The organism is Bacillus sp. JK106 (assembly GCF_053663355.1).
The window spans coordinates 232,123-257,726 of sequence record NZ_JBSJQC010000005.1 but is presented as its reverse complement, the minus strand read 5'-3'; the positions used below and the strand labels follow the sequence as shown (position 1 = coordinate 257,726).

Genomic DNA, 25,604 nt, shown 5'->3' with positions numbered 1-25,604 from the left:
ATAAAGAAAACGGGGAAGATTGTCATCAGGAAATAGGAGACGGGCTTACATCAAGCTCAGGCCAGTAGTCCTTATTAGCCTCCATCAGATCTTCAAGAATCAGTCTTGCCACACGGGCATTCGGCACTGTTTTTGACAGGATCAGCGCCTGCCACAGCTTTTGAAACGACCGCTCTTCCCACGCTTCAGCCGTCAGTTTTTCGACAGACACCTGCTGTTCCATCAGGCCTTTTTGAAATTGCGGTATGTTCCCGACTGAGAGCGGTTCCGGTCCGTTTGAACCTACGAGACAAGGAATCTCAACCATGGCTGACGGATCAAAATTTGCGATCGCGCCGTTATTTTCAACGATTAACAGCATTCTCTCCCCTGTGTTGTAAGCGATGGCCCGGGCAAGGTCGACGATATAGGAAGCATGATCATCAATTTTAATTTCACTGTTCTCCGATGATTGTTCGCGCGTAATCATATCGCATTGGCTGAAAATGAAAGCTTCCCGCCCTTCCATGACTTCGTTGGCTCTCGTATGGTTCGGATTTGATTTTTTCACCATATCATCCGGGAATAAGTAATATTGCAGATATGTGTTCGGAAGCGTATCCGGATCAGCCGCCTGTACGTCGCGCGCTTTTTTGAATGTGTCATTCCAGCTTGCTTCAGTCTGTTCGGCCTCCGTCTTCGGAACGTAGCCGTATTCACGGACATGCTCTTTCAGCTTCGGCATTAAATCATTGCCCTCTCGATCGGTGATGGACGTCCACCAGCCAAAGTGGTTCAAGCCGTAGTAACGGACGTTCATTTCTTTTCGTGAAGATAATCCGAGGATGTTCGCCATGCGATCCTCAATTCCGACCGGCATGTCGCAGATGTTCAATATTTTTGAATTCGGTCTGAGGCGCCGTGTAGCTTCGGCCACAATCGCCGCCGGATTGGAGTAATTCAGCATCCATGCGTCAGGCGAGTACGTTTCCATATAATCAAGAATCTCAAGAACACCGCCGATAGAGCGCATGCCGTATGCGATTCCGCCCGGCCCGCATGTTTCCTGGCCGACCACGCCGTACTTCAGCGGGATTTGTTCATCGAGTGCGCGCATCGCATATTTTCCGACGCGGATATGCGCCATGACGAAGTCAACATCCGTAAAAGCCGTCTCTGGGTCATCAGTCGCCAAAAATTCAATGTCCGGCGCTTTTTCTTTTATGAATACCTCACACGCACCCGCAATCCGCTCCTGCCTTTCTTTATCATTGTCATAAAGTTTCAGCTTTCTGATCGGAAACTCTTCCAGGTGATTCAAAAGCATTAATACAATTCCGGGGGTAAATGTGCTGCCGCCGCCTGCAATAACGATTGAGAATGATTTGTCTGTCATGTGAAGCCCTCCTCTGATAACGTTTACATTTTATTTATATCATGAGAAGGTCCGATCTGTACCGGGTTTGGAGGAGTTAGATCATTTGATCATTTTTAGTTATTTTTCTCAAAAATCGGGAAAGTTCCCACAGGTACAAAAAAGGCCTGCTGTCATCAGCAGACCCCTTCTCAAAAATGCTCTTGTAAATCAGAAAGCAGCACTTCCTGCTCAAATTGTGGATTTCCGATCGGAAAAATCCTCGCTGTTTCCTTGTCTTCGTTGACATGCTGAATATAAATCGGAACTCCTTCATACGTCACATACGCCATGGCGGCGGATTCCGAAATGTCTTTCGCACGCTGTGTATTCACGTCTCAAACCTCCTTTAGGCCTCACACATAACGTGTCCGGCCGCCAAGAGAAGTATGCTTGTTTCTTACAATTGTCCGGCGGTGAGTTTGAATTTTTTGAGGCGTTTGTAAAACGTGCTCCGCGGGATTCCGGCCATTTTGGCGGCCTGCGTGACATTCCCCTTCGCTGATTCAAGCGCGTTTACGATGATGTTTTTCTGAATGTGCTCCCGGATGGAGACAGGGGACGCTTCTTCCTGTTCATAAGACTCGGCCGCCTCTTTAAGACCTGACGCTTCAAGCAGGGCTGCGATGGGGCGCCCTGACAGCCGTCCGTCCGGGAACATGACGGAAAGACGTTCAAATACATTAAACAATTCCCTGATGTTCCCCGGCCATTTCCGGCTCTTTAATAGGTCTAAAAAATCATCAGGAAGCTCCCCCCGCCAGCCGCGATTTCGCTGAAATTCAAGGAAGAGGCCGGGAATGTCTTCGGTGCGTTCTCTTAATGGAGGGAGATGGATCGGACAGACGTGAAGCCGGTAAAATAAATCTTCTCTCAGCTTTTTGCATTCGACAAGCTGTCTCAGATCAGTGTGGGTGGCAGTGATAATTCTGATGTCAACGGGAATCTCTTTTGTCCCGCCGACCGGGGTGACTTTCCGCTCCTGCAGCACCCGTAACAGAGCGACTTGCATGGAGTGTGATATTTCTCCGATTTCATCGAGGAAAAGCGTGCCTTTATCGGCTTTTTGCAAAGCGCCGTTATGTCCTTTCCGTTTGGCTCCGGTGAAGGCGCCTTCCGAGTAGCCGAACAGTTCGCTTTCAATCAGCTTTTCGGGGACCGCCCCGCAGTTGACAGCGATAAACGGGCCGTTTTTCCTGGAGCTGTTGTTGTGAATCGCCCGGGCGGCAATCTCCTTTCCCGTCCCGGTTTCTCCCGTAAGACAAACGGTTGCGTCCGTTCGGGCGACAAGCTCCAGCTGCTGGAGCATATGTCGGGATGACGGGCTTTTGCCTGCCGCACCATGAAATATAAACGACGGCTTTTCTTCTCGTTTAGATAAGTAAATGCATGAGAAGCCGTTCTCCTCCCGCTTCGTCTGCTTGATATGATAGCCCTGTTCCTCAAGCTCGCGCAGCATATGTCCGGTAAAATGCTGAACGGGACGGCTTGCAGCGATAACCCGGCTCATTTCATTGCAAAGCACGATCGGATCGTGAGACCGGGTAAGCCCGGCGAATTTGCTGATCATGTCAAGTTCTGTCATTTTGATCTTTAGGGCAAGCTCCCGTTCCGCCGTATAAGCGATGGAGGAGGCAATTCCGAGCATAAAAGGCTGAGCGCGGGCGGCGGGGCAGGAAATATCAATGACACCCGCCAGCCGCCCGTCTTCATAACGGATGGGCGCGGCGGAACAGCTCCATTGATGAGAAGCGAGCGAATAATGTTCAGAGCCGTGTATCATGACCGGTTCATTTGTATAAAGAGCCGTCCCGATCGCATTCGTGCCGACGGCCGTTTCCGTCCAGCGGGCGCCTTTTAAGAAATTGATGCGGTTCGCTTCATGAATGGTGCGCGGGTGGCCGTCAACTGAATGGACAACGCCGTCAGAATCAATCAGAAGAACCATCATTTCCATTTCCCGCATCGCCGTTTTCATTCTTTCTGCGTGCGGCGTTGAGGCCGCTAAAAATAACGCATGCTTTTCGGCCTGCCTTTCTAAATGATCTGCCGGCATTACATTCGGTCCCTTTTCAAGATAAGGATTGACGTCGGCTTTTTTGCAGCGGTGCCATGAGGCGGCCACCCGCTTCTGAATACGGGATTCATCGAGCACGCCTTCTTTCACAAAACGCTTCCAGGTTTTAAAATCATTCCGAATGACATTCATTGTATTCGCTCCCCCCTGTTCAGACCATCTTTTCATATATTGTAGGGGAAAAGTAAAGCGCTTTCAACGAAAAATACCCCTTCTCATCTGAGAAAGGGTATTCCGGTTATACGGAATGCACCGCAAGTCCGGTGACATTCAGCAGGGCTTCCTGAAGCGTTTCTGACAGAGTCGGATGCGCCGCGATAAAGTGCTCCGACATATCCGCCGTCATTTCACCGTTCATCATCATGACCGCCTGACCGATCAATTCCGTCACGTCCGGCCCGATCATTGACACTCCGACGATTTCTCCGAATTCCGGTTCGGCAATGATTTTCATTTTGCCGCCGTGCTGATGCTTAATTAACGCTTTTCCGTTAGCAGAAAATGAGCATTCTCCGATTTTCACATCTCCGTATGTCTCTCTCGCCTGTGTTTCCGTCAGCCCGACAGCTGCCATTTCCGGCGATGTATAAATACAGCGGGGCACCGCCCGCATATTGACTTTGCTATCCTTTCCCGAGGCATGCGCGGCGGCTGTGATTCCTTCATGAATGGCGGCATGCGCGAGCTGCATTCCTCCGGCCGCGTCGCCGCACGCATATATATGAGGCACATTGGTCTGCATATGGTCATTGACTTCAATCCCGCGCGGAGAATACCGGATGCCGGCTTGATCCAAATTCAGGCCTTGCAAACGCGGTTTTCTGCCGATTGCAACCAAAATGTGATCAGCCTGAGCCTCAATTTCTTTTCCGTCTTTTGTCCACACGGCGGTTTTCCTTTCTTTGTCAATCCGCTGAAGGGCGGCTTTTGTCTGAATATCAGCCCCGCTGTCTCTTAAAGAGTCTTCGAAAACGGCGGCGATTTCCCCGTCTTCTGCCGGGAGCAGCCGGTCAGCCGATTCAATCACCGTCACTTTCGTTTTAAACCGGCTGAATAAAGAGGCAAATTCGCAGCCGATCACACCTCCCCCGACAATGAGCAGAGACGAAGGGATTTTCTGTAAAGAAAGCGCATCTTTGCTGTCGATTACCCAATCGCCGTCAAATGGGGCAAACGGCAGCTCCGCCGGTTCAGATCCGGATGCAATCAATATCCGGTCCGCTTCCAGAATGTCTTTTGCGCCTCCTTCTTCTTCAACAAGCAATGTCTGCTCTGTGAGAAATGAGGCTGTCCCGCTGATGACTTTAATCTGATTTGCTTTCATTAAGTATTGAATTCCCTGCACGAGCTGGCTGACGATTTGCCGTTTGCGCCCCTGCATGCGGTTCCAATTGAGTGTAATGTTTTGCGGCAGTTCGATGCCGAATGTATTTGCATGCCTGATTTTATCGAGCACATTCGCACTTTCCAAAAGCGACTTTGTCGGGATGCACCCCTCATTGAGACAAGTGCCTCCGAGCGGCCCTTTGTCGATCAGAACGACTTCTGCTCCTCTCCGCGCGGCAGTCACGGCAGCTGCATATCCGGCCGGCCCGCCGCCGATAATGGCTAGTTTCATTTTTTCACCTCTCTCTATAAAATCAAACCGGCAGGCTCTTCAAGCAGCGCTTTGACCGTTTTCAGGAAGTCCGCAGCCGGGGCGCCGTCACATACTCTGTGATCAAAGGTAAGACTCAGCGGCAGCATGGTGCTTTTGACAAGCTCATCTCCTTTAAACGCCGGCGTTTCATAGCTTGCGCCCACTCCGAGAATACCGGCTTCAGGCGGATTAAGAATCGGGGTGAAATGCTCAATTCCGTAACCCCCGAGATTTGTAATAGAAAATGTCGATCCGTGCAGATCATCTCCGGAAGCATTGCCTTCCCGCGCCCGGCGTGCCGATGTGCTGATGTGATCCGCAAGCTCAAGGAATGAAAGCTTTTCCGCATCCCGGATCACCGGCACGACGAGACCGTTTTCAAGAGAAACCGCCATCCCGAGGTGGACATATGGATAGGTGATGATCCGCTCCTCTTGATAAGAGCTGTTCAGCTCAGGATGCTGTTTCAGCGCAAGCACCGCGGCCCGGGATACGAAATGTGTGACCGTCAGTTTAACACCGCTCCGCTTTTTCGCGCTGTCGGCGAGCTGCTGCTGCCATTTTACAAGCTCCGTAATGTCCGCTTTCATCGTCAGCGTCAGCTGGGCGCTGTTTTGCAGGCTTTTGTGCATTCGGTCTGCTATCACTTTTCTCATCGCTGAAGCCGGTTTTCCCTCCGGCTGTGCCGTCTGAACCGAAGACTGCGGTTCAGCTTCTGTCTTCACGGCCTTGATGACGTCAGCTTTTACGATTCTGCCTCCGGGCCCCGTCCCGTTCAGCGTGTCAACTTTCAACCCGGCTTTCTCCGCCATTTTTCGGGCAACGGGAGATATTTTCACGCGGTGTTTACGCTTTTGCCCGGCTTTGGGAGCGGGAATATGTTCAGGTTCAGATTGCGGTTTCCCTGCATTTTCAGGAGCCGGCGCCTCCTTCTCCCGCACTTCTTCGCCGTTTTCCCCGATATAACAGATGGGCGTTCCCGGGGGGACTCCTTCTCCCTCTTTGACTTTAATGTGAAGAAGCGTGCCGCTTTCAGGCGCTTCTATTTCCATTTCTATTTTTTCCGAGTTGATGCTGGCGATGCTTTCTCCCTTTTCAACCGGGTCGCCGACTTTTTTATTCCAGACGGATACTTCACCTTTCTTCATCGCCATTCCCAGCTTCGGCATTACTACTTTTACAGCCATTCTATATCCCTCCTTTAATTCATTGCCGGCTCGCCAAGCAATTCAAGCGTGACGCTGACAATTTGGTCTGGTGTCGGCAAATATTGATCTTCAAGCACTGGCGAAAACGGCACCGGTGTATGCGGCGCTGTAATCCGCTTAATCGGCGCATCAAGCAAATCAAAGCCCTTATCGGCGACAATCGCAGCAATATCCGTGGCGATGCTGCAGCGCGGATTGGCTTCGTCAATGATGATCAGCCGATTTGTTTTTTCTAGCGATGTGAAAATCGCTTCCTCATCTAAAGGAGACAGACTCCGGGGGTCAAGCACCTCGGCGTCGATGCCTTTCTCAGAAAGCTGTGCAGCCGCTTCAAGCGCGGTATTAACCTGCTTGCCGACCGCAAACAGCGTGATGTCGCTGCCTTCGCGTTTGATATCCGCTTTTCCGAGCGGAATTGTATAATAATCTTCCGGCACCTCGCCCTTCATGTTGTAGGACGTTTTGTCTTCAAAAAAGAATACCGGATCATTGTCTTCTATTGCCGCCAGCAGCAAACCTTTGGCGTCATACGGATTGGACGGCACAACTGTCTTCAGCCCCGGGATGCTGGTGAAGAGGCCATACAGCGCCTGCGAATGCTGAGCCGCTGCCCGGAACCCGGCTCCGTATGTGGTGCGGACGGTGATCGGCACTTGCGCTTTACCGCCGAACATATAGCGGAATTTCGCCCCTTGGTTGATCACTTGATCAAAGCACGTTCCGATAAAATCGTTAAACATCAGCTCGGCAATCGGTCTCAGCCCCGTGGATGCCGCAGCCATGGCCGCACCCATGTAGCCCGCCTCAGAAATCGGTGTATCCAGCACTCGGCTGCGCCCGAATTCCTGTACGAGACCCTTTGTGACCCCGAGTACACCGCCCCATGCCTCATCATCTTGCAAATGATCGACCGCCGCTCCCCCGGCGACATCCTCACCGATTACAAGCACATTGTCGTCTCTTCTCATCGCAAGCTTCATTGCTTCATTGATCGCGTCCGACATGCTTATGACTCTCGCCATCTCACATTCCCCCTTTTTCATATGACACGTAGACGTCTGTCAACAGCTCTGACTCTTTCGGATACGGACTCTTTTCGCTGAACGAGACGGCTTTTTCAATCGATTCGCTGACTCGCTGTTCGATGTCTGACAATTTATTTGCATCTGTTTCTTTTAGAAGATAGTTTTTAAAGCCTTGGATGGCATCCTTTTCTTCAAGATGCTCAGTCTTTTCATCCTTTGTTTTATAAGTTTGGGCATCGCCTTCGAAATGGCCGTAGTTTCGGTAAGTCATACATTCAATCAAAGACGGGCCTCCGCCGTTTCTTGCTCTTTCTATCGCTTCCCCGGCCGCCTGATAAACTGCTAAAATATCTTTTCCGTCCACCGTGACCCCAGGCATGTTGTAGGCAGCCGCCCGATCGGCGATTGAATCACAGGCTGACGCGTACTCAAATGTCGTGGCTTCGCCGTAGCCGTTGTTTTCGGCGATGAACACGACAGGAAGGTTCCATACTGCCGCTAAGTTCAGCCCTTCATGAAAGGTGCCTTGGTTATTGGCTCCGTCCCCGAAAAAGCAAACGCTTACATTTTTAGTTTGTTTATATTTAGCCGTGAGCGCTGATCCGCATGCGAGCGTAAATCCGCCCCCGACGATTCCATTTGCGCCTAACATGCCTTTATCAAGATCCGCAATGTGCATAGAACCGCCTTTGCCTTTACACAGTCCGGTCGCTTTTCCGAATATTTCCGCCATCATGCCGTCCAGATCACAGCCTTTGGCGATACAATGGCCATGTCCCCTGTGTGTGCTTGTAATGCTGTCGCCATCATGTAAATGAGCGCACACCCCTGCTGCTACCGCTTCTTCACCGGCATACAAATGGACGAATCCGGGAAGCACTCCTTGCGCGAACAGTTCATGCACTTTGTCTTCAAAGCCCCTGATTTCCAGCATCTTTTGGTACATCCACAGCGCTTTTTCCTCAGTTAATGACAAGCCTTCTCGTTTTAACAATTCCATTTTGTGCGCCTCCTTCTATTTAGGGTTCACACTTATAAATGCAAGAAGCATGCCAGCCTTTGAAGCCCGTAAAATGAATGTTTTTATTTTTACAATGGAGACAGTTTGAGACAGGTGTCTCATTTTGTCTCGATCTGATCACTTTGTCTCGTTTTATGGCATACAAAAAAGACCGGGCATCACCCTGTCTTTGACAATGATCGACGTATTTATTTCCTCGGAAATCTTTTATTGCTTCATTCTTCCGCATACAGTCTAACGCGGCGCTTGAGTGGTTACACTCTTTTTTTCATATCCACGCGCTGCAGTTCATCCTTTTCTTCAACAGCCTGATTCAGCGCTTGAAGCATGTAGCCAATGCCTTTATACGATGACAGAGGCCAGGTGATATGCTGATGCTCTCCGATGACGGCATTTAGAACGCTTCGGTATTTTTTCCCGCCAAGCATGACAAGCTCTTCGACGTCGGAAAAGCCTTTTTCATGAAATTGACGGCGCAGCTCGTCCGCTGCCATGATCTCCGGGTGACCGGTTCCAAAAGTGACATCGTAATTTCCGGGAACAGTATCATCCGGACGAAGGAATCCGTGCTTCGCCGACAAAATCACCCACTCATCGAAAAATGCTTTCGCATATCGCTCGCATGCCTGATGAAACGGGCTGAGATAAGCGTCTTCCGCCCTTACCGGCCCTGTATCTGAATGGACATCCCAAATTTTTTTCTTGCCGCAGGGGATGATGCACAGTCGTTTCATTTTTCTCTCCCCCTTTATGATGTATGTCCTATCAATGTACCATTATTCGTTTATTTCTGCATGACGAAACCGGCCATGGATCTGTCTGGGTAAAAGCTGCACACAAAAAGACCCGGATTTCAAACCGAACTCCGGGCCGGATGAAGGGTTGTTTATGTCACTCTTGCTCCATCCCATCAAGATACTTTCTCTCAAAGTCATCGAGCAATGCACGCACTTCATCTGTTGACTTTGTATTCATGCATTGATTTCTTAATTCACTTGCTCCCCGGAACCCGCGGAGATATATCTTGAAAAAGCGAGGGAGCGGTTTATATGCTCTAGCTTCTTCTTTTGAATACTCATCATGGAGATTCAGATGTAATCTCAAAAGATCAAGCAATTCCTTACTGCTATGCTCTCTCGGCTCCTTTTCAAAGGCGAACGGATTAGTAAAAATGCCTCGTCCAATCATAATCCCGTCAACACCGTATTGTTCAGCAAGTTTCAAGCCGGTTTCACGGTCAGGAATATCCCCATTGATCGTCAAAAGGGTATCTGGCGCAATCTCGTCACGAAGTTTCTTGATTTCCGGGATCAACTCCCAATGCGCATCTACTTTACTCATTTCCGCTCTTGTACGCAGATGAATGGAAAGATTCGCAATGTCTTGTTTCAGTATGTGTGTCAGCCAGCCGCGCCATTCGTCAACATCCGTGTAGCCAAGTCTCGTCTTCACACTTACCGGCAGACCTCCTGCTTTCGCCGCCTGTATTAATTCTGCCGCAACTTCAGGACGGCAAATCAGGCCGCTTCCCTTTCCATTCCCAGCCACATTAGGTACAGGACAGCCCATATTGATATCCAGGCCCTTAAACCCTAATTCCGCCATCCCAATACTCATTTGGCGAAAGTTTTCAGGCTTATCTCCCCATATGTGGGCAACCATCGGCTGTTCATCCTCCGTGAAAGTCAAACGGCCGCGTACACTATCCTTCCCATCCGGGTGACAATAGCTTTCTGAGTTTGTAAACTCTGTGAAAAACACATCAGGTCTGCCTGCTTCACTCACAACATGGCGAAAAACGACATCCGTCACATCTTCCATTGGTGCCAGTACAAAAAATGGCCGCGGTAATCCACGCCAGAAATTATCTGTCATAACAAATCCAAATCCTTTCATGATGGGATACAGCCAAACCTTTATCCCAAAATTAAAAACTGACCATGCTTCTTTTACACTTATAGCATGTGTCAGCACTTCTTATCAAACGATAGTAAATTTTGAACATTTCACTTTTTACACGTTAAAAAGTGAAAAAGCAAACTGGAGTAGAACACATTAATTGAGTTAACGTAATAGACTATCGCTATAGTTAACCCCATATCGTTCATTTCTGATCAACTCAGTCAATTCCTTAACCTTTAAAAGGGTTTGAGAGAGAAAAAAGTGTGATGATTATCTACACCTAATTTTTAATTATATTGTGGTTTATTAAGATTAGCGCTGACCTTCATCTTTCTTAGCGTCCTTACTTTTGCTCTTTTTGGATAAAAAGGAGTCCAACCTAAATAGAATATCATATGAGTTCTCCCTATTACCATAAAACAAATTTCAAGAAATAAGTTGATTAAGCAAATGGGGCTGGGGGGGGTATATCTGAGTACTGAAGAGAATGTAAAAAGAAAAAGCCTTAACTTGCCGATTGTGAATCACATGAAGTAAAGAGGATGGGAAGAGAAAATAAACTTGAACTTAACAGAATTCAAGAACTTCAATCTGGATCTTTTCGGATTTGCTCATGGTTTAGAAATAACCAACGCAGCAAGTGGCTTCTGGCTCTATACAGTATATGTACTAAGGGTCGATCGGCTTTCAAAGCCCATATGTTAATATCTTTATACAATCACCTATATATATTTGTATAAGGTTACGATCCGGTAATTCTGATCCAAAACCAATAAAATAGACTGCTGACTAAGTGCCGCAGTCTTCATTCATAAGATTAATAAGAAAGTGTTCATTTTCTTTCATCATTAAATAAGGCGTCAGAAGTTATTGCTTTCATTTCGAATATTCTTTGTTATACCTGTAATGATTTGTATAACAGTGAAAACCCCCAAGAAAACAGTGACAATATTAAACCATGGATTATCATAGAATGAAAGATATGTTTGAAAGAAATCCAGTTCAACTATGTTTGCTGGGAATCCATTCATTTCTCTATAATTCGGACCCCATCCCGTTAATTCTACAAAATTAAAATAAAGCTGTGATATTAAAAATGCCAACAACGTGTGAAACCAACTTCTTTTATATACTTTACCCATTTCATTATCCATTTCCTTTTCTGCAATACTTTTTAGCCTAGTGTCAATCTAACATCATTATATGATGAAGCATGATTGTCGCAATAATTACTTATTAAGAATATAACCATCGCAGGTATTACTGTAAGAGTTGTTATCTCTTGCGGTTCCGCCTCATATTTATTCCTTTTTTTGGAACAAGAGAAATAATTGGGGTCCTTTTCCTGTTTAGGCTTTCATATTATGTATAACGACCAAACATGCTTTTTTAGTGTGTTTGATCTTTTATCGATGTGCCAACTGCCGCTGGTGATTAGTGTAAGTAAGCACCCTTGCCTTTTACAGCTTCTACTTCAGAACCTTCGTTCAGTTGTTGAAATTCCAATATCTCTCATTCGGTTTCACCTCCTGTTTATCTTTTATTAAAGACCTACTTACTTTGGCATGATAAATACTTTACAGTTGAATAATGTTACAACTTCATTTCAAACCAATGATATCAAATTATTTTACATTATCCCAATAATGTCATAATACACCACAGCGTCATTATACAAACGAGGTCAAAATTGGCTGTTTTTCACTCGCTTTTCCACACGTTTTTCAACTCTTTTCGTCAGTTTAAATAAAGATCTCCGAGAAAAGAAGAAACATAAAGTTTAGAAAAGACAGCCAGGGCAAAGGCTCCGCATAAAAAAAACCCGGAAATCGGAAATGTTTATACCGAATCCAGGTCTGATTACGAATTGTTTATTTTAGTTAGACGATTTCAACACAAGCTTCGCCACAGCTTCCACATGAGCCGTCTGCGGAAACATATCCACAGGCTGAATATATTCGACGCGATAGTCCTTCGACAGCGTCTGCAAGTCTTTCGCCAGTGTGGAAGGATTGCAGGATACGTAGACGAAGCGTTTCGGTTTTACTTTTTTGATGGTATCTAAAAATGTTCTGTCACAGCCGGTTCTCGGCGGGTCGACGATGACCACGTCGGGACGGAAGCCTTCTTTCGACCATTTCGGGAGCCAGTGTTCGGCTGTTCCTGTGACATATGCCGCGTTTTTGATGCCGTGTTTTTTGGCGTTTTTCTTCGCATCATCAATTGATTCTTTAATGACGTCCATGCCGCGGATCTCTTTTGCGCCGCTTGAAACCCACATGCCGATCGTACCGACGCCGCAATACGCGTCTACGACTTTTTCTTTTCCTGTCAGCTGAGCCGCTTGTTTCACTTCGTCATACAGCTTGACCGTCTGCTCAGGGTTGAGCTGGAAGAAAGCGCGGGCGCTCAGTTCAAATGACACGTCACCGAGCACTTCTTGAATGGCATGGCTTCCGGCCAGCGCTTTTGTTTTGTCACCGAAAATGACGGATGTGCGCGCGCCATTGACGTTTTGAATAATCGATTTCACTTCCGGCAGCCGGTTCTGAATGGCTTTGACGATCTCATCTTTATTCGGCAGTGTCTCTTTCGCAGTGACAAGCACGACCTGCACTTCGCCTGTTTCAAAACCGACTCTCGTCACGATGGTGCGGACATCGCCTTTTTTGGTCCGTTCGTTATAAACGGATACGTTGTGTTTTTCCAAAATACGGCGGACGATACCCGTTGTTTTGTTTGTCGCCGGATGCTGGACAATGCATTCCTTAATCGGGACGATTTTATGAGAATCAAGTCCGTATAAGCCGGCAATGATGCTGCCGCTTTGCGAGCGTCCGACTTGGAACTGGCTTTTGTTCCGGTAATTCCAAGGGTTGTCCATTCCGATCGTATCTTTAATGTTCATTTCTTCGACATTGAATCTCGTATGACGTTCCAGAGACTGAATGACAATGTCGCGTTTTTCGCGAAGCTGCTGGGTGTATGCCAGATGCTGAAGCTGACAGCCGCCGCACTGGTCGTAGACCGGGCATGGCGGCGTGACGCGGTGTTCAGACGGCTTGCGGATTTTTTTGACGCGTGCTTCTGAAAATTTCGGCTGCACATTTGTCGCTTCGGCAACGACTTCTTCCCCGGGCAGAGCGCCGGGAACGAAGACAACTTTTTTCTTAAAATAGCCGACGCCCTCTCCGTTAATGCCGAGACGTTTGATGGTCAGCGGAAATGTCTGCCCGATTTTCAATTCGGCAGGCGCCTTTTTTTGATGTTGATTCACGTTTTTTTCTCTCCGTTTCTATATAAAGCCTTTCTCCTGGGAAAACGGCTGATTTGAAATATCACATCTTTTCAGTATAACATGCAGCCGGCTGTTCCTTCATGTTTTTCACTGGAAGTTTCCAAAAATCCTCAAAGCGGTTTTTCATTCAATACTTCTCCACAAATACAGGGACGCATAGCTTAAATACGGCGCCCATTCGCTGCTTACCTGAAGCATCACGTCTTTCGACGGTTTATCCTCAAGGGCGAAGCGGCGTTTGATGGCATTTTGCAGGCCGATATCCGCCAAAGGAAACAGATTCGGGCGGCCGAGGCCGAACATGAGGACGTTTTGGACGGTCCACGGGCCGATGCCTCTGATGGTGATCAGCTTTTTCATAATGTCTTCATCCGATAAATGGGTAAGTTCCGCCAGATTGAGCGCTCCGCCTGCAATCATGCGTGAAATGTCAATCGCATATTCCGCTTTTCTCATGCTGAACTGGAGCTCCCGCAAGTCCTGATAATCAAGCGCCGCGATCGTTTTCGGCTCGGGATAGCACCAGACGCCGTCTTTTTGTTCACCGAAGGCATGGACGAACCGTTCCGTTAAGGTAAATGCGAAAGACAGGTTGAGCTGCTGGTGGATGATGCATTTCATGAGACAGTTGTAGACGTCATATTCCAAGACGAGCGGGGTTCCCGCATGCTCCTCAAAAAGCGCCGACAGATTTGTTTTTGAGAAATGATCAAGCACAGGCTGAAGCGGCTGTTCCCATTGAAAAATGTGTTTGATCCGTTCAATCATCTCCTCGCGGTCCGTTTCTCCGCTGACGAGGAAGACCGGGTCTGCGGCGGTGCCTTCCGCTTGAACCGTGATGACGGACAGTTTGCCGTCCCGTGTTCTGAGCGGCACTTTGATTGATCTTGCATGAAGATCGACCGCATTCAGCGGATCGAGCGACAGCCTTTCAAGGACTTTATCAAAATGATACGGCGGCGTGACCGAAACCGTTTCCTTCCACATATGCTCCACCCCTTTTTGTCCAAGTATATCATGAAGCGGCCGGGCGGCAATTCGTATACTTTTCTTCATAACGCCGCATGATATAATGGCAGGCGGAGGGTTGTTTATGATACATATAACCGCAATCACAACACATAATGAGATATTAGATAATATCCCCCTATCACGTACAGAACAACCGGACATCGCATGGTACTGGATTGATTTTTTCGGCGCTGAGATGCATGAAACCGAGCTGCTGCGGGATTATTTTCACTTTCATCCGCTTGCGATCGAGGATTGCTTTCAGCACATGCAGCGGCCGAAAATCGACCATTATGACGGCTACCGTTTTTATGTGCTCCACGCCTTGAACCCGGACACACTGGAAATGGAAGAGGTGGACATTTTTCAGTCCGACCGTTTCATCGTCAGCTTCCATTTGCACGAATCGCCCGGCGTCTCAAGGGTGAGAGAACGGTTTTTCGCTTCTCCGGGATTAGCCAAAAAAGGGCCGGGGCACATCACTTATATGATTATGGATCAGCTTGTCGATGAATATTTCCCCGTGCTGTACAAAATTGAAGACCGGCTGAATGAAATTGAAGACAGCAGAACCCATAAATCTTACGGCACATTAATGAATGAAGTGTTTGAATTGCGGACGGATCTTTTGAACCTGAGACGGACGATCATTCCGATGCGCGATTTAATGTACCGGATTTTGAGCCTTGACCATGTAAAAGAAAGCCGTGAAACGAAGGCATATTTCAGCGATATTTATGACCACCTGTTAAAACTGGCCGAGCTGATCGAGTCAAACCGTGATATGACGTCAGATTTACGGGACAGCTATGTGACGCTGAATTCAAACCGGATGAACGCCATTATGATGACATTAACCATCGTCTCGACCATTTTTATCCCGCTGACGTTCATCGCGGGGGTTTACGGCATGAATTTCGATAACATGCCTGAGCTTCATTGGAAATACGGGTATTTTATCGTTTTGGGCGTCATGGCCGTTCTTGTGGCCGCCATGCTGTTTTGGTTCGCCCGCAAAGGCTGGTTTAATATTTTCAAGTAAGAACGGCTGCCGGCTGTTCTTTTTTTTGAGAAAACATGATAGTCTGGAAAAAAACGTAAAGAGGTGTGCGCCGTTACCATCTTTTCTCACAAAATCATTTCTTCTGTCCTCCTGCTATTCAGTGTCATGTCCATTGCCCCGCTGTATAACGGCTGTACGGTGTCTGATTACATCTTTGAGTTACTCGGCTTTTCCTCTTGGTCGGAAGACGGAGCCCATATCTCCGTCATTCCCGGGGTCGTCCTTTACTTTGCGGCGTTAATCTGGTGTGCCGCCGCGTTCAGGCGGACGCTTCCCGCGGCGGGGCTGTTTCTGATCTTTCTCAGTATGGGGGCCGCTTCCGGTATCAGTCCTGCCACCGAATATGCCGCTTTTTCCTTAAAACAGTTCGCGCCCGAAAAAGAGGCTGTCGAATATTTGAAGCACCGCAGCGAATGCAGTCATCTGATTGAGCGAAAAAGAGCGGGCATGAGCTGCACGCTTTATATCAATCATTACGGAAAAGGGGAACAAACCATTTCTGTCACGCCGGATTTATCAGAAAACATAAAGGACGTCACATTCAAATCAAAAACGTTCACTGTAAAGCCCCGTTCGAAAACAATCATCAAGACGCGGTTTACCGGATTTTATAAGGGGAAAGCCGCCTCAGACTCCGGATGGTCTTCAGAACCTGAACTGAAAGCGGAAATCCTGTACACAGCAGATTAACCATTTTGCATGTATAATGGTGGAAAACTTTTCATTGGAGGGACTGTCAAATGAAGATCGCCATTGTCGGACTCGGCAATATGGGCCGCCCCATCGCCGAAAATATCATGAAAGCCGGATACAGCCTGACTGTATATAACCGGACGAAAGAAAAAGCGGCTGACCTGCTGGATAAAGGGGCCGAATATGCCGAAACGCCCCGCCAGGCAGCTGAACATGCGGACATCGTGCTGTCAATGCTGTCAGACGATGAAGCCGTAACAGGCGTGACGTTCGGAGCTTGCGGCATTATTGCCGGGTTATCTGAAAACGGCATTCATATTTCAATGAGCACGATCAGTGCGGCGTTGTCAGAACAGCTTTCCGCCGCACATTCGGGCAGAGGGCAGTCCTTTATTGCCGCTCCCGTCCTCGGCCGCCCCGATGCCGCCGAGAAGGCCGAGCTTCGCATCATCACAGCCGGACCGGCAGAAGCGAAGAAAAAGGCCGAACCGCTGCTTAACATCCTGAGTCAGCAAGTATTTGACACGGGTGAAGAAACAAAAACGGCCAATGCCGCGAAAATCAGCGTCAATTTCTTGCTCGTTTCTATGCTGGAGGCGTTATCTGAATCATTCTTAATGATGGAGAAGTTCGGTTTAGAACAAAAACAATTTCTAGAAATCGCCAATGCGCTCTTTGGCTCTCCCGTCTATCAAAATTACGGAACCATCATGGCCGAGCAGAAATTTGAGCCGGCCGGCTTCAAAATGTCTTTAGGGCTGAAAGATACCAATCTGGCGCTCGCCGCCGCAGAACAGGTTTCCGCAAAACTCCCTCTTGCCGAACTGGCCAAGAGCCAGTTTGAAAGCGGGATCGCACAAGGCTTCGGGGATCTGGATTGGGCCGCTTTGATTAAATGTATCAAATAACAAAACACCTCTCCATTACCAGGAGAGGTGTTTTTTACAGGCGCGGCAGCTTCATTTCTTTCTCAAACATCAGGTCATCAATGCTTTTAAACGTGTAGCCTTCTTTTTTCAAATCGGTAATGGCATCGTCCAGAGCTTCTGAATTGTCCTTTGAAACGGTGTGAAGAAGGTAGATCGCGCCGGGATGCGCCTGCTTTATCATGTGATCATAGGCGTATTGTTTCCCTTTTTGCTCGTTAACCTTCCAGTCGACAAATGCGACGGACCAGAAAACGGTTTGGTAGCCGAGGCGCTTCGTTTCTTTGAGGACATATTCGCTGAATACGCCGCGCGGCGGACGGAGATACAGATTGTCCCGCTTTCCGGTAATGTTGTACACAGCTTCCGTGACGGAATCGAGTTCGTCTTGAATCTGATCGCCCGTTTTTGTCGTCAGATCAGGATGATGAAAAGAATGATTGCCGATGATATGGCCTTCCTTTGACATCCGTTTAATCAAATCAGGCTGCTCTTTCACAAAATGACCCGTGACAAAAAAAGTGCCCGTGACGTGATGTTTTTTTAACACATCAAGCACTTTCGGGGTGTACCCATTTTCATATCCGTTATCAAACGTTAAATAGATGGTCTTTTCTTTCGTATTGCCCAAATAAAAGGCATCATATTTTTTGACCAGATTGTCCAGCTGTCTGCCGGCCTCCGGCGGCTGATGATTGACGCTGCGTTTAAATCCCCAGTTTATCCGTTCATTCGGCACCGCTTCTGCGCTGTTGATGCCTCCTGCAAGTAAAACGGCCATGCAGCAAATTGAACAAAACCATTTCATGACCAGCACTCCTTCTGCATTTTTCCTTATTTTGCAGTAGGCCCTGCCCTTTTATACAGCCGCATTATGGAAAAAGAAAAACCCCGGCATCCGCCGGGGGTTATTCCCAATCCTTTTTAAAGCGTTCGTATTTTGCTTCCAGATCATCAAGCATGCCGATGAGCCGGTCTATATCTTCAACGTCCGTTGATTCAGGGTCTAATGAATCAATGACATTCATAAACATATCGAGTCTGTTCTTCAGGTAATCGAGCTGCTGATCTTTGCTGTTTACTGCATTCCCCATACTTCCACTCCATTCATTTTTTATAATGGTAGCGTATTTTTTGGCGTTTTTCAATGGTTCCGCTACTTGCGATCTTGGCAGATCAGGTCTAAAATTAACAGTTGGCAGACGTTAGTATGCCCCATTTATAAAGGAGTTAGATAGTCATGACACAAAACACAACACTGCGTCCGATCACACCGGAGTACGATCCTTGGGAAGCGTACATGGATGTCGACCAGTATGGAGATATGAAATTGACGAACGTTGAATTCACAACGACGACTTTGTGCAATATGAGATGCGAGCACTGCGCCGTCGGGTACACGCTCCAGCCGAAAGACCCGAATGCGCTGCCGATTGACCTTTTATTAAAGCGGCTTGATGAAATTCCTCTGTTGCGCTCTATCAGCATTACGGGCGGCGAACCGATGCTTTCGCTGAAATCGGTAAAGGAATACGTCGTCCCGCTTTTGAAATATGCGCATGAACGCGGCGTGCGCACACAGATCAATTCAAACCTGACGCTTGATATCGGGCGCTACGAACGGATTATTCCTTATTTGGACGTTCTTCACATTTCCCACAACTGGGGAACAATCGAGGACTTTGCCGACATCGGATTTGCGATGATGGAGAAGAAACCGACATTTGAACAGCGGGCGCGCTATTTTGACAAAATGATTGAAAACAGCCGCACGCTGGTCGAAGCAGGCGTAATGGTTTCAGCGGAAACGATGCTGAACAAACGCACGCTGCCGCATATTGAACATATTCACCGGCAGATTACGGAAGAAATGAAATGCCAGCGGCACGAAGTCCATCCGATGTATCCGAGTGATTTCGCCAGCGCGCTTGAATCACTCAGCCTGAAGGACATGAGACAGGCCATTCATCATCTGCTCGACATTCGCGATGAAGAGACATGGATGCTGTTCGGCACGCTCCCGTTTTACGCATGCAGCCCTGATGAAGAAGACCAGAAGCTCCTCCGCCGCCTGCGGGAAGCGAAAAACGTTACGGTGCGAAACGACCCTGACGGCCGCTCCCGCCTGAATGTGAACATTTTTGACGGAAATATCATTGTCACGGATTTCGGCGATACACCGCCGCTCGGCAATATTAAAACAGACAGCCTTCCCGATGCATATGACAAGTGGAGACAGACGAAGCTGAGCAAAGAGCTGAACTGCCGCTGCACAAACGTCCGGTGCCTCGGACCGAACGTCCTTGTCAAAAACAGTTATTATCAGGACACGGATTTTTCATTACGAAAAGCCAGAGGTTAACAGAAGATGGAAACGACAATTACGGATATTTTGAAAAGCAAAGTGGTTGAGATCATCATCGTCGCTCTCGTTCTTTACGCCGGTGTTTTTCTGATCAACCGCTTTGTCCAGGTGTTATTTAAACGCATAGATTTCTTGGAGGAACGGAAAGGGAAAACGATTGAAAGCCTCGTCCGATCCATCACCCAGTATACGGCGACGATCGGTTTTATCTTTTACGTCATTTCGTTATTCGTTCATGATTTCGGCCGAATTTTAGCCGGGGCGGGTGTTGCCGGTATCGTCATCGGTTTCGGCGCCCAGTCGTTAATCAAGGACATATTGGCCGGTGTCTTTTTGATATACGAACGCCAGCTTCATAAAGGCGATTACGTGACGATTAACAATCTGTTCAACGGCACAGTCGAAGAAATCGGGCTCCGTTCCCTTCAGATCCGTGAGTGGACCGGCAAGCTGCTTACCATTTCAAACGGTGAGGTCAGACAGCTTCAAAACTATAACATTGATTTTATGCGGATTACCGAGTCCGTCGTGATCAGTTATAAAGAAGATCCCGAGCGGGTATATGCCGTCTTAGAAAAAGCCTGCGACATGCTCAATGATGAGCTTCGCGATTCACTGAAGCGGGATGAATTTCTCAATGCGACGGAGCCGTTTCAAGTACATGGAATCATGAGCCTGAACAAATTGACGAGAGGCATAGAATTTACCGTCAAAGGCATGGTTCAAGATAAAGAATACTTCTCGGCGAGCCTTGCGGTGAGACGCGTTCTTGCCCGGGAGCTGTACAACAACAATGTGCAATTGCTTGAGGAAATGTATCACACACAAAAAAGCTGATTCCCGAACCGGAATCAGCTTTTTTTAGTTATCTCGGCTGCGCTGTCATTTGAAAACCGAATGTGACGTGATCCTGTACCGGAATCCAAGCCCCGATTCCTTGCGAAGTCACATTTTTGACGACAAGTTTCCGCTTGCTGCCTTTCAGCACCAAATACACTTCACCGTATGTTACTTTTCCTTTTTCATTAACGGCCGGAGCGTAGGCGTGCAGGTAGCCGAGCCGCTGCGGAGAAATTTTGTAGGTTTGATCGCGTTTTGTGCCTGCGCCGATAACCGTTTCAAAAGCGAGCGGCAGTTTTGTTTTCTTCATCGCTTTTTGCATCATCATACTTTTTACGTCTTCTGCGTTCGGCACCTTCGCTGTGAGCCCGCCTTTGATTTTGTATTGCTGTTCTTGGGCGTATGAGATAACCGCGGTTTGCTGTCCGCCCCGGTTATCCGCTCTGTTTGTGTTAATTTTTTTATATTCCCAGTTGGCGACCGTTTCGTTCGATTGATAGCCGAGCGCCCATTTCCCGAGAAATATTGTCGCCCGGTAGCCGATGGCAAGCGGTGAACCGGAAACCGAGGATTCATTCAGCATTTTTATCAGATGCGGATTTTCGATGTTGATCTCGGATGTATCTAACAATTCCTTTGCCAGTTTGCTCGGCTGAAGCATCGGCTGGTCCTGTGAAGCATTCGGATACGTATTTTCCTTTGAAATGCTTACGACAGAGTTAGGAACCTTAAACGGTTTCTTTGCACCGGCAGACGGCATTGCGAAAAAACTAAAGGATAACAGCAGAATCAATGTGGCATGAAACAGCTTTCTCATCATATCACTCTTTCTATAGCATTTTCCTTTAGTCTTTTCCTACGCAATCGTTGTTATCCGCATTTTTTACAGGTTAAAGCAGGAAAAAACCGATCGCCATGATGACATAAGCGGCAAGGAGCGTAGCCCCTTCAAACCAGTTCGAATCGCCGTCATTTGAAATCATCGTCATCAAAAGGACGGATGATATCATCGCCACAAGCTCGGGCAATGTGAATACAAGCGGCATATTGACCGGAAAAAAGATAGAACAGATCACAAGAACCGGGGCTACAAACATGGCGATCTGCAAAGTCGAACCTACCGCGATTTCAACGGCGACATCCATCTTGTCTTTGTACGCCATAATAATCGCCGACGCATGCTCTGCGGCATTTCCGACAATTGCGACGATAATCACCCCGATAAACAGCTCGCTCCAGCCGAACTGTTCAGCCACCGCATGAAACGTATGGACAAGGTTTTCAGATATGTAGGCGACAATAATAGTTGAAATAAATAAGACGGCTGTCGCTCTTTTCCCCGACCACTCAGGCTGCTCCTCTTCTTCCTTTGCCTCCGGCTGATTCGGCTGATAAACACCGCGGTGGGTGACGAGCTTGAAATAAAGAGCTGCCACGTACAAAAGGATCATGATGATGCTGATGCCGACACTCAAATTTAGCTTGTTTTTTTCCCCCATATCCATGGAAAATACTTCGGGAATGACAAAAGCTACGATAATGGCAAAAATCAGCAGGCCAGAATTATGCCGTGCATCATGAATATTGAATTCCTGCCGCTTATATTTCAAACCGCCGATAAAAAACGACAGTCCCGCGACGAGCAAAAGATTGCCGAGCACCGAACCGGTCAGTGAAGCAAGAACGATGCCCGTCAGCCCTTCTTTTAGGGCAAAAAGCGATATAATCAGCTCTACCGCATTACCGAACGTGGCATTCAGCAGACCGCCGATCCGCGGTCCCGCGATAATGGCAAGAGATTCAGTCGCTCTCCCCATATAACTTGCAAGCGCAATAATCGTCAAGCAATAAATAATAAACAAAACCGCTGACGGCCAGTGCATCAGGCCGCCGATGACTGAAAGCGGAACTCCCGCCGCAGCCGTAAAGAAAAAAATCCGATTCATATCTGCCTGGCTCCTTTTTTCGAATAAGTCTTTTTATATCCTTCTCAAAAACTCCCTCAATTACACTTCCTCGGCAGCCCGAATTGGCATTTTCAGGTTGCCGGACGCGGAAAATCCGTGTACGATCAAGAAAGATACTGAAGAAGGAGAAATACGCGATGTCACGACTGTACTTCTTTATTTTGGTTCTGCTTGTTTCCATCTCCGGATTTTCCCAAGGCATGCTGCTGCCGGTGATCTCCGTCATTTTTGAAACGAACGGAGAATCCGCAGCCATAAACGGACTTCACGCAACCGGCCTTTATATCGGCGTGCTTCTGGCGTCGCCGTTTATGGAGGCCCCGCTGCGCAAGCTCGGATTCAAACCTCTGATGGTCATGGGCGGATTTCTTGTTATCATCAGCTTATTCAGTTTTATTTGGCTTCAATCCATATGGTTATGGTTTTTTCTTCGGCTGCTTATCGGAATCGGGGATCATATGCTGCATTTTTCAACCCAAACGTGGGTGACTTCCAAGTCAACGCCCCGAAACAGAGGAAGAAACATTTCGCTGTACGGACTGTCCTTCGGGCTCGGATTCGCTGTCGGCCCTTTCATGGTCCCTCTTGTGAAAACAAGTCCGTCCCTTCCGTTTATCGTATCCGGCTGTATCAGTCTTTGTGCCTGGCTGTTTGTGTTTGCCTTACGTAACGAGTACCCGGCGCAAGGTCCGGATGAAACATCCGGGGACAACAGCGCAAAACGGTTTTACCGCGCCCTTCTTTTCGGCTGGGTCGCTTTTCTCCCGGCTTTCGGGTACGGTTTTTTAGAAACGGCGCTGAACGGAAGCTTTCCCGTGTACGCCCTTCGTTTAGGTATATCCGTTGATGCCGTCGCGCTGATCTTGCCCGCTTTTGCCATCGGAAGTATTGTATTCCAGTTCCCTCTCGGTTTATTAAGCGATCGATTCGGGAGAAAACGTGTCCTGCTCGTCATCTTATTAACGGGTGCCCTTTGCTTTTTGACGGCCGGACTGTTTCCGTCGCCTTCTGTCATCGGCTGCTGCTTTTTCACGGCGGGGATGGCGGTCGGCAGTATGTTTTCCCTCGGCATCAGCTATATGAGCGACCTGCTGCCGTCCCATCTGCTGCCGGCGGGCAACCTGCTCTGCGGCATTTCCTTCAGTCTCGGAAGCATGATCGGCCCGGTGGCGGGCGGCTGGTATATGCAGCGGTTTGAAAGCGCCAACTTGTTTTACTTTATTACGGTGATTCTGGTCTGTATTTGGCTTGCGCTCGTCTTCGGGAAAACAAAGCACAGCCCCGCTTCCGAATCCCATTCTTTTCCGGCCACATAAAAAAGCCGCCTGATCTGAGCCAGGCGGCTTCTTTCTAGTGGTATCCGTTCTGCCCGTTGGCGCTTCCGCTTGTTTTATTCTTCGGGCCGTTTTTTGAGTTTTGTTTATTATGGCTTCCGCCTTTTTTCGTATGCTTGGTCATAGCCGATTCCCTCCGTTTTTCAGCTTGAACGTCATCCGTTCCTCTATAGCTTGCTCCCGCGGTACGGATTTTCATCAGGAAGCTTTTTACGTTTATGTAAAAGCGCGTTGATTTCTCCTCCTAAAATCAACAGGGTTCCCGTAAGGTAAAACCAGATCATAAGGACGATAATTCCCCCGATGCTCCCGTATGTGGCGCTGTAGTTGGCAAAGGTGCCGACGTAAAATGAGAACAGCATACTGACGATAATCCAGCCGGCTGCCGCGAATACAGCTCCCGGCAGGACAAAACGGAGGGAAAGCTTTTTATTCGGCGCGAATATGTAAAGCGCGGTGAACACGATTAAAAGGATAAGCGGACTGATACCCCAGCGGACAACCGACCACACCTGCAAAAACAGGTCCGAGGCGCCGATGAAATCTGCGGCCAGCATTCCGATTTCTCTGCCGAACACCGGCAGAAGCAGTGCGATTAAAATCGTAACCACCATCGCAATGGTTAAAAAAATTGAGGTCAGGCGAATGATGATAAATGAGCGGTTTTCCTCGACTTCGTAGGCATGGTTAAATGCTCTGACAATCGCGTTCATACCATTCGAAGCCGACCAGATGACGGCGATAATCCCGAATGACAAAAGTCCGCCGCTGCGCTTGTTCAGCGTTTGCTCCGTTATGGATTTCACCATGGACATGGCGCTGTCGGGCGCGTATTGATCGACCGCCCCGAGCACGTCTTCTGCCGATATGGGAAGATAGGCGGTGAGCGTCAGCATGAAAATCATTAACGGAAACAATGACAGCAGGAAAAAATACGCCAGCTCCGCCGATTTACTTTGTCCTTCATGCAGAGAAAACCTTGCAAACAGCTCCTTTATAAAACTCATGACATCCCACCTCAATGATCGTTTTTCGAAAAATGCTCCTTCGTTTCTTTTAACAGGTCAATGACCTGCGGCGTCGTCTGCTTCAGCTTGGTGATCTGCCCGTTTAAAAAACTCAGATCGTCCGATACGGTATTGGCGAGGCTTTTCACTTGATCCAGTTTTGCAGAAGCCTGCTGCTTCAGGGCTTCAGGATGTTTTCGGTAAAATGCCGCACGCCGCCTGCACGCGTCCATATTCCGGAAACATGCCTCTCTCGTCGGCTTATGTAATAAGGACAGTGCTCCGCCGGCGGCAGCGCCGATCAGAATCGCTTTTGCCATGATGCGTGTCTGCTTCATCGGTCAATCCCCCTTATAAATGATGGTCTTTCTTTATTATCTCCAGCAAATGACGGCACCCGGACTCGACCAAAGCGTACACCTCGCTGAAATTTCCGGTATAATACGGATCGGGCACGTCGGCAAGGTCCGACTCCGGTACATAATCAAGCAGCCTTGCAATACGCGGCGCCGCTTTTTTATAACCTGCCATGCTGCGCAGATGTCCGATATTTTCTGCATCCATCGCAATGACGTAATCAAAATCGGTCAGATCAGACTCACGGACCTGCCTCGCCGTGATGCCGCTTGCGCTGATCCCTTTCTTCTTCAGGATCTCCTTTGTCCCTTCATGCGGCGGATTTCCCGCATGCCAGGCGCCGATTCCCGCTGAATCAATGTTAATCTGCCCGTTCAGCCCGTTTTTCTTCACCATATCAGAAAATACCGCCTCTGCCATAGGCGACCGGCAAATATTTCCCAGACAGACAAACAGCACATGTATCATATCGATAACC

General features: G+C 48.2%; 25 protein-coding genes. 6 read left to right on the top strand and 19 right to left on the bottom strand.

The window, feature by feature from the left end; translation table 11 throughout:
• Positions 1–25 precede the first annotated feature (25 nt).
• From glvA to ACWJJS_RS18675, 12 genes are all read right to left on the bottom strand, one after another.
• The gene (gene glvA, locus ACWJJS_RS18730) at positions 26–1,375 is read right to left on the bottom strand and encodes a maltose-6'-phosphate glucosidase (protein ID WP_003155532.1); all 1,350 of its coding nucleotides are present in this window, start codon (positions 1,373–1,375) and stop codon (positions 26–28) included.
• A gap of 170 nt (positions 1,376–1,545) precedes the next feature.
• Positions 1,546–1,728: an H-type small acid-soluble spore protein gene (locus ACWJJS_RS18725; RefSeq protein ID WP_003155535.1), complete on the bottom strand. Its 183-nt coding sequence runs from the start codon at positions 1,726–1,728 to the stop codon at positions 1,546–1,548.
• A gap of 65 nt (positions 1,729–1,793) precedes the next feature.
• The gene (locus ACWJJS_RS18720) at positions 1,794–3,602 is read right to left on the bottom strand and encodes a sigma-54-dependent Fis family transcriptional regulator (RefSeq protein WP_063637095.1); all 1,809 of its coding nucleotides are present in this window, start codon (positions 3,600–3,602) and stop codon (positions 1,794–1,796) included.
• A gap of 106 nt (positions 3,603–3,708) precedes the next feature.
• Entirely contained in the window at positions 3,709–5,088 is a 1,380-nt protein-coding gene (gene lpdA / locus ACWJJS_RS18715; protein ID WP_095315892.1) for a dihydrolipoyl dehydrogenase, read from the bottom strand.
• A 14-nt stretch (positions 5,089–5,102) separates the two neighbouring features.
• Positions 5,103–6,296 (bottom strand): dihydrolipoamide acetyltransferase family protein, encoded by a 1,194-nt coding sequence (locus tag ACWJJS_RS18710; RefSeq protein ID WP_353575403.1) that lies wholly within the window; start codon positions 6,294–6,296, stop codon positions 5,103–5,105.
• Positions 6,297–6,310: 14 nt separating this feature from the next.
• Complete coding sequence (gene acoB, locus ACWJJS_RS18705) at positions 6,311–7,339, bottom strand: acetoin:2,6-dichlorophenolindophenol oxidoreductase subunit beta (protein ID WP_043866923.1); 1,029 nt, start codon at positions 7,337–7,339, stop codon at positions 6,311–6,313.
• Between the two features lies 1 nt (position 7,340).
• Positions 7,341–8,342 (bottom strand): acetoin:2,6-dichlorophenolindophenol oxidoreductase subunit alpha, encoded by a 1,002-nt coding sequence (acoA, locus tag ACWJJS_RS18700; protein WP_025854017.1) that lies wholly within the window; start codon positions 8,340–8,342, stop codon positions 7,341–7,343.
• A 275-nt stretch (positions 8,343–8,617) separates the two neighbouring features.
• Complete coding sequence (locus ACWJJS_RS18695; RefSeq protein WP_353575404.1) at positions 8,618–9,097, bottom strand: DUF6884 domain-containing protein; 480 nt, start codon at positions 9,095–9,097, stop codon at positions 8,618–8,620.
• 157 nt (positions 9,098–9,254) lie between these two features.
• Positions 9,255–10,238 carry a tRNA dihydrouridine synthase gene (locus ACWJJS_RS18690; protein WP_167860598.1) on the bottom strand — a complete coding sequence of 328 codons (984 nt, stop codon included), beginning with the start codon at positions 10,236–10,238 and terminating at the stop codon, positions 9,255–9,257.
• An 887-nt stretch (positions 10,239–11,125) separates the two neighbouring features.
• On the bottom strand, positions 11,126–11,407 hold the full coding sequence (locus tag ACWJJS_RS18685; protein WP_094247152.1) for a YfzA family protein: 282 nt from the start codon (positions 11,405–11,407) through the stop codon (positions 11,126–11,128).
• A gap of 734 nt (positions 11,408–12,141) precedes the next feature.
• A complete protein-coding gene (gene rlmD, locus ACWJJS_RS18680) occupies positions 12,142–13,542 on the bottom strand; it encodes a 23S rRNA (uracil(1939)-C(5))-methyltransferase RlmD (protein ID WP_070081509.1) in 1,401 nt (466 codons plus the stop codon).
• Positions 13,543–13,686: 144 nt separating this feature from the next.
• Positions 13,687–14,550, bottom strand: a complete 864-nt coding sequence (locus ACWJJS_RS18675) for a DNA-3-methyladenine glycosylase family protein (protein WP_077721942.1) — start codon at positions 14,548–14,550, stop codon at positions 13,687–13,689.
• Between the two features lie 106 nt (positions 14,551–14,656).
• On the opposite strand from ACWJJS_RS18675, the gene corA reads away from it, so the two are divergent.
• The 3 genes from corA to ACWJJS_RS18660 all read left to right on the top strand — a co-directional run bounded on the left by corA (position 14,657) and on the right by ACWJJS_RS18660 (position 17,238).
• Complete coding sequence (gene corA, locus ACWJJS_RS18670) at positions 14,657–15,616, top strand: magnesium/cobalt transporter CorA (RefSeq protein WP_003155549.1); 960 nt, start codon at positions 14,657–14,659, stop codon at positions 15,614–15,616.
• A gap of 63 nt (positions 15,617–15,679) precedes the next feature.
• Complete coding sequence (locus ACWJJS_RS18665; protein ID WP_454023810.1) at positions 15,680–16,327, top strand: hypothetical protein; 648 nt, start codon at positions 15,680–15,682, stop codon at positions 16,325–16,327.
• Positions 16,328–16,377: 50 nt separating this feature from the next.
• A complete protein-coding gene (locus ACWJJS_RS18660) occupies positions 16,378–17,238 on the top strand; it encodes an NAD(P)-dependent oxidoreductase (RefSeq protein WP_172614536.1) in 861 nt (286 codons plus the stop codon).
• 34 nt (positions 17,239–17,272) lie between these two features.
• Here the strand turns inward: ACWJJS_RS18660 and pdaA are convergent, their stop codons facing one another.
• Together pdaA and ACWJJS_RS18650 are read right to left on the bottom strand one after the other, a co-directional pair.
• A complete protein-coding gene (pdaA, locus tag ACWJJS_RS18655; protein ID WP_237436845.1) occupies positions 17,273–18,064 on the bottom strand; it encodes a delta-lactam-biosynthetic de-N-acetylase in 792 nt (263 codons plus the stop codon).
• Positions 18,065–18,164: 100 nt separating this feature from the next.
• Positions 18,165–18,350: an SE1561 family protein gene (locus ACWJJS_RS18650; protein ID WP_003155558.1), complete on the bottom strand. Its 186-nt coding sequence runs from the start codon at positions 18,348–18,350 to the stop codon at positions 18,165–18,167.
• Positions 18,351–18,496: 146 nt separating this feature from the next.
• Here ACWJJS_RS18650 and yfkAB point away from each other — a divergent pair, with 146 nt between their 5' ends.
• Positions 18,497–19,618, top strand: a complete 1,122-nt coding sequence (yfkAB, locus tag ACWJJS_RS18645) for a radical SAM/CxCxxxxC motif protein YfkAB (RefSeq protein ID WP_454023809.1) — start codon at positions 18,497–18,499, stop codon at positions 19,616–19,618.
• 6 nt (positions 19,619–19,624) lie between these two features.
• Positions 19,625–20,458, top strand: a complete 834-nt coding sequence (locus ACWJJS_RS18640) for a mechanosensitive ion channel family protein (protein WP_015388541.1) — start codon at positions 19,625–19,627, stop codon at positions 20,456–20,458.
• 28 nt (positions 20,459–20,486) lie between these two features.
• Here the strand turns inward: ACWJJS_RS18640 and ACWJJS_RS18635 are convergent, their stop codons facing one another.
• Entirely contained in the window at positions 20,487–21,281 is a 795-nt protein-coding gene (locus ACWJJS_RS18635; RefSeq protein WP_088005349.1) for a YfkD famly protein, read from the bottom strand.
• A 70-nt stretch (positions 21,282–21,351) separates the two neighbouring features.
• Positions 21,352–22,407 (bottom strand): calcium/proton exchanger, encoded by a 1,056-nt coding sequence (cax, locus tag ACWJJS_RS18630; RefSeq protein ID WP_077721939.1) that lies wholly within the window; start codon positions 22,405–22,407, stop codon positions 21,352–21,354.
• Between the two features lie 158 nt (positions 22,408–22,565).
• On the opposite strand from cax, the gene ACWJJS_RS18625 reads away from it, so the two are divergent.
• Entirely contained in the window at positions 22,566–23,744 is a 1,179-nt protein-coding gene (locus ACWJJS_RS18625; protein WP_014304624.1) for an MFS transporter, read from the top strand.
• A gap of 185 nt (positions 23,745–23,929) precedes the next feature.
• Here ACWJJS_RS18625 and ACWJJS_RS18620 read toward each other — a convergent pair whose 3' ends face one another.
• From ACWJJS_RS18620 to ACWJJS_RS18610, 3 genes are read right to left on the bottom strand one after another with little or no spacing between them, the layout of a single operon-like run.
• On the bottom strand, positions 23,930–24,769 hold the full coding sequence (locus tag ACWJJS_RS18620; RefSeq protein WP_003155567.1) for a YihY family inner membrane protein: 840 nt from the start codon (positions 24,767–24,769) through the stop codon (positions 23,930–23,932).
• An 11-nt stretch (positions 24,770–24,780) separates the two neighbouring features.
• The gene (locus ACWJJS_RS18615) at positions 24,781–25,107 is read right to left on the bottom strand and encodes a hypothetical protein (RefSeq protein WP_003155568.1); all 327 of its coding nucleotides are present in this window, start codon (positions 25,105–25,107) and stop codon (positions 24,781–24,783) included.
• Between the two features lie 13 nt (positions 25,108–25,120).
• Positions 25,121–25,594, bottom strand: coding sequence for a low molecular weight protein-tyrosine-phosphatase (locus tag ACWJJS_RS18610; RefSeq protein ID WP_003155569.1), 474 nt, complete (start codon positions 25,592–25,594; stop codon positions 25,121–25,123).
• Positions 25,595–25,604 lie beyond the last annotated feature (10 nt).

What these genes read in the sequence shown, in the direction of transcription:
- glvA (WP_003155532.1), bottom strand. Translation starts at nt 1,375, where the DNA reads ATGACAGACAAATCATTCTCAATCGTTATTGCAGGCGGCGGCAGCACA.
- ACWJJS_RS18720 (WP_063637095.1), bottom strand. Translation starts at nt 3,602, where the DNA reads ATGAATGTCATTCGGAATGATTTTAAAACCTGGAAGCGTTTTGTGAAA.
- lpdA (WP_095315892.1), bottom strand. Translation starts at nt 5,088, where the DNA reads ATGAAACTAGCCATTATCGGCGGCGGGCCGGCCGGATATGCAGCTGCC.
- ACWJJS_RS18710 (WP_353575403.1), bottom strand. Translation starts at nt 6,296, where the DNA reads ATGGCTGTAAAAGTAGTAATGCCGAAGCTGGGAATGGCGATGAAGAAA.
- acoB (WP_043866923.1), bottom strand. Translation starts at nt 7,339, where the DNA reads ATGGCGAGAGTCATAAGCATGTCGGACGCGATCAATGAAGCAATGAAG.
- acoA (WP_025854017.1), bottom strand. Translation starts at nt 8,342, where the DNA reads ATGGAATTGTTAAAACGAGAAGGCTTGTCATTAACTGAGGAAAAAGCG.
- ACWJJS_RS18695 (WP_353575404.1), bottom strand. Translation starts at nt 9,097, where the DNA reads ATGAAACGACTGTGCATCATCCCCTGCGGCAAGAAAAAAATTTGGGAT.
- ACWJJS_RS18690 (WP_167860598.1), bottom strand. Translation starts at nt 10,238, where the DNA reads ATGACAGATAATTTCTGGCGTGGATTACCGCGGCCATTTTTTGTACTG.
- ACWJJS_RS18685 (WP_094247152.1), bottom strand. Translation starts at nt 11,407, where the DNA reads ATGGGTAAAGTATATAAAAGAAGTTGGTTTCACACGTTGTTGGCATTT.
- ACWJJS_RS18675 (WP_077721942.1), bottom strand. Translation starts at nt 14,550, where the DNA reads ATGTGGAAGGAAACGGTTTCGGTCACGCCGCCGTATCATTTTGATAAA.
- corA (WP_003155549.1), top strand. Translation starts at nt 14,657, where the DNA reads ATGATACATATAACCGCAATCACAACACATAATGAGATATTAGATAAT.
- ACWJJS_RS18660 (WP_172614536.1), top strand. Translation starts at nt 16,378, where the DNA reads ATGAAGATCGCCATTGTCGGACTCGGCAATATGGGCCGCCCCATCGCC.
- pdaA (WP_237436845.1), bottom strand. Translation starts at nt 18,064, where the DNA reads ATGAAATGGTTTTGTTCAATTTGCTGCATGGCCGTTTTACTTGCAGGA.
- ACWJJS_RS18650 (WP_003155558.1), bottom strand. Translation starts at nt 18,350, where the DNA reads ATGGGGAATGCAGTAAACAGCAAAGATCAGCAGCTCGATTACCTGAAG.
- yfkAB (WP_454023809.1), top strand. Translation starts at nt 18,497, where the DNA reads ATGACACAAAACACAACACTGCGTCCGATCACACCGGAGTACGATCCT.
- ACWJJS_RS18640 (WP_015388541.1), top strand. Translation starts at nt 19,625, where the DNA reads ATGGAAACGACAATTACGGATATTTTGAAAAGCAAAGTGGTTGAGATC.
- ACWJJS_RS18635 (WP_088005349.1), bottom strand. Translation starts at nt 21,281, where the DNA reads ATGATGAGAAAGCTGTTTCATGCCACATTGATTCTGCTGTTATCCTTT.
- cax (WP_077721939.1), bottom strand. Translation starts at nt 22,407, where the DNA reads ATGAATCGGATTTTTTTCTTTACGGCTGCGGCGGGAGTTCCGCTTTCA.
- ACWJJS_RS18625 (WP_014304624.1), top strand. Translation starts at nt 22,566, where the DNA reads ATGTCACGACTGTACTTCTTTATTTTGGTTCTGCTTGTTTCCATCTCC.
- ACWJJS_RS18620 (WP_003155567.1), bottom strand. Translation starts at nt 24,769, where the DNA reads ATGAGTTTTATAAAGGAGCTGTTTGCAAGGTTTTCTCTGCATGAAGGA.
- ACWJJS_RS18615 (WP_003155568.1), bottom strand. Translation starts at nt 25,107, where the DNA reads ATGAAGCAGACACGCATCATGGCAAAAGCGATTCTGATCGGCGCTGCC.
- ACWJJS_RS18610 (WP_003155569.1), bottom strand. Translation starts at nt 25,594, where the DNA reads ATGATACATGTGCTGTTTGTCTGTCTGGGAAATATTTGCCGGTCGCCT.